Genomic DNA, 3278 nt, shown 5'->3' with positions numbered 1-3278 from the left:
CGGTACAGGCGTGGGGGGCATAAAAGTGCTTGAGGATCAACAGGAAATTTACTTGACAAAAGGTCCGAGCCGGTGTAGTCCCTTCATGATCCCGATGATGATTGCCAATATGGCCGCTGGTTTAACCGCCATCCACACGGGAGCCAAAGGACCGAGTAACTGCACCGTGACCGCTTGTGCTGCCGGTTCCAATGCCATCGGCGATGCTTTTCGTCTAGTACAAAGGGGTTTGGCCAAAGCGATGATCTGCGGTGGGACGGAAGCCGCCGTTACCCCCCTAGGATTGGCTGGTTTTGCCTCCGCTAAGGCCCTATCTACCCGCAACGATGACCCCACCCGGGCCAGTCGTCCCTTTGATCAGGATCGGGATGGTTTTGTCATGGGGGAAGGGGCAGGAATTTTGATTATAGAGGAATTAGAAACGGCCTTAGCCCGTGGGGCGCGGATTTACGCCGAAATGATCGGTTATGGTCTGACTTGCGATGCCTATCACATGACGGCACCGGTTCCCGATGGTCGTGGAGCCACCAGAGCGATCGAATTAGCGATCAAAGATGCTGGTTTGACTCCGGCGGAAATTAGCTATATCAACGCCCACGGCACCAGTACGGCGGCCAATGATCCCACGGAAACCAAGGCGATCAAAAAAGCTTTAGGAGAATCGGCCTACCAAATCCCCGTCAGTTCCACCAAATCGATGACAGGCCACCTTTTAGGCGGTTCTGGTGGTATTGAAGCCGTGGCCACGGTAATGGCGATCGCTAATGATCGGATTCCCCCGACTCTCAACCTCGACAATCCTGACCCCGATTGTGATCTCGATTACGTCCCCTACGAAAGTCGTCAGCAGATAGTTAACGCTGCCCTCTCCAACTCCTTTGGATTTGGTGGCCATAACGTCACCTTAGCTTTTAGAAAATATGCTTGAGTCGATGCCCCTGAAAGAGTAATCTTTGAGTGGCTCCCTCTTTAACTGGGTCTTATTTTTGTAGTTCATTCTAAAAAACATTATGGTTGTCGCCTCCCAATCTCTCGAAGAACTTTGTATTAACGCGGTGCGTTTTTTAGCGGTGGATGCCGTAGAAAAAGCTAAATCGGGACACCCCGGACTGCCGATGGGAGCTGCGCCCATGGCTTTTGTCCTCTGGGATCAATTCCTGCGTTTTAACCCGAAAAACCCCCAATGGGTCAATCGCGATCGTTTTGTTCTCTCCGCCGGTCACGGTTGTATGCTGCAGTATGCTTTGATGTACCTGACCGGATACGATAGCGTTCCCCTAGAGGAAATTAAACAATTCCGGCAGTGGAAATCGAAAACCCCCGGCCACCCCGAAAATTTCGTCACCGAAGGGGTAGAAGTGACCACCGGTCCTCTGGGTCAAGGGATTGCCAATGGGGTCGGTTTGGCCCTAGCAGAAGCCCATTTAGCGGCCCGTTTCAACAAACCGGATGCCAAAATTATCGACCATTACACCTATGTGATTTTGGGTGATGGTTGCAATATGGAGGGAATTTCCGGGGAAGCTTGTTCTTTAGCCGGTCACTGGGGTTTAGGCAAGTTAATCGCTCTCTATGATGATAACCATATCTCGATCGATGGTTCCACCGATATCGCTTTTACCGAGGACGTGAGCAAGCGTTTTGAAGCCTACGGTTGGCACGTTCAGCACGTGGAGAATGGTAACACCGATTTAGATGCCATTGCCAATGCGATCGCAGCGGCCAAGGCTGTCACCGATAAACCCTCGATGATTAAAATCACCACTACCATCGGTTATGGTTCCCCCAATAAGTCTAATACCGCCGATGTTCACGGGGCAGCTTTAGGAGCAACAGAAATCGAGTTAACCCGGAAAGCACTAGGTTGGGAATACGAGCCGTTTGTGGTTCCCGATGATGTCCTGAGTCGTTTCCGGCAAGCAGTGGACAAGGGAGCAACGGCAGAAACGGACTGGAATAAGTTATTTAGCGAATATCAGGCTAAATATCCCGCAGAAGCGGCTTTATTTGAACAGTTAACCACCGGTCAACTGCCGGAAGGTTGGGACAAAGCTTTACCTGTATATAAACCCGAAGATAAGGCGCTCGCTAGTCGTAAACACTCGGAAATCTGCTTAAATGCGCTTGCGGGGGTGTTACCCGGTTTAATCGGTGGTTCGGCGGATTTAACCCACTCTAACTACACGGAATTAGAGCATTTTGGTAATTTCCAAAAAGGCAGTTATCAGGAGCGTAACGTTCACTTTGGCGTAAGGGAACACGCGATGGGGGCGATTTGTAACGGGATTGCTCTCCATAACACGGGATTGATTCCCTACGGGGCGACTTTCCTGATTTTTACCGACTATATGCGGAATTCTATCCGTTTATCGGCATTGTCAGAAACTCGCGTCATCTGGGTAATGACTCACGATTCCATTGCCTTAGGGGAAGATGGACCGACTCACCAACCCGTGGAACACGTTGCTTCTCTGCGCGCTATTCCTAACTTGTTAGTCATGCGTCCGGGGGATGGAACCGAGACTTCCGGTGCTTATAAAGTAGCGGTGAGCGAAACTAAGCGCCCGACGTTACTAGCATTATCCCGTCAAAATCTGCCTAATTTAGCGGGAACTTCCCTGGAGGGTGTGGCTAAAGGTGCTTATATTATCACCGATTGCGAGGGTACTCCCGATGTCATTCTCATCGGTACGGGTGGCGAGTTGTATCTCTGCGATAAAGCGGCTGCGGTGTTGAAAGAGGCAGGAATTAAAGCTCGCGTCGTTTCTATGCCCTGTTGGGAGCTATTCGAGGAACAATCGGCAGAATATAAAGAATCGGTACTTCCTAAAGCAGTGAAAAAACGTCTCGCAGTGGAAGCGGGTTCAACTATGGGTTGGCATCGCTACATCACCGATGAGGGGGATGTGTTGGGGGTTGATACCTTCGGCGCTTCTGCTCCGGGGGGTGTGATTCTAGAGAAGTTCGGTTTTACCGTGGATAACGTGGTAGCGAAGGCAAAAGCGTTGTTAGGTTAATTAAAACTTTGGTTTTGTGGAAAAAGCCCGCGAAAGCGGGTTTTTTTGTGATTATAGGTCAACATAGTTTAGGCTTTAGGCTTAGTTCATGTAAAAATGTCAAGTAGGAAGCTTTAGTAGTTAGGGTTTGCTGAATAAATCTAAAAACCTTATCCAACAAGGTTTTTAGACTTTTTTGACCTCAAAAAGTGCCGACCCTTGGAGTGATTGGGGGGAAAATTCAGGGACTTTTTCCCTGAAAATTAGGTAATTGACCACCTG

At 49.7% G+C, this 3278-nt stretch carries 2 protein-coding genes; both read left to right on the top strand.

What is annotated here, in order from left to right; genetic code table 11:
- Positions 1–928 (top strand): beta-ketoacyl-ACP synthase II (gene fabF / locus IM319_RS00800; RefSeq protein WP_287734276.1); only part of this gene is annotated, 928 nt, incomplete at its 5' end.
- Between the two features lie 82 nt (positions 929–1010).
- Positions 1011–3017: a transketolase gene (gene tkt, locus IM319_RS00795; RefSeq protein WP_287674539.1), complete on the top strand. Its 2007-nt coding sequence runs from the start codon at positions 1011–1013 to the stop codon at positions 3015–3017.
- Positions 3018–3278 lie beyond the last annotated feature (261 nt).

Source organism: Microcystis sp. M113S1, assembly GCF_020246945.1.
GTDB lineage: Bacteria > Cyanobacteriota > Cyanobacteriia > Cyanobacteriales > Microcystaceae > Microcystis.
Note: the sequence above shows the minus strand (reverse complement) of the source record. Positions and strands in the feature narration are given on the sequence as shown.

What these genes read in the sequence shown, in the direction of transcription:
- tkt (WP_287674539.1), top strand. Translation starts at nt 1,011, where the DNA reads ATGGTTGTCGCCTCCCAATCTCTCGAAGAACTTTGTATTAACGCGGTG.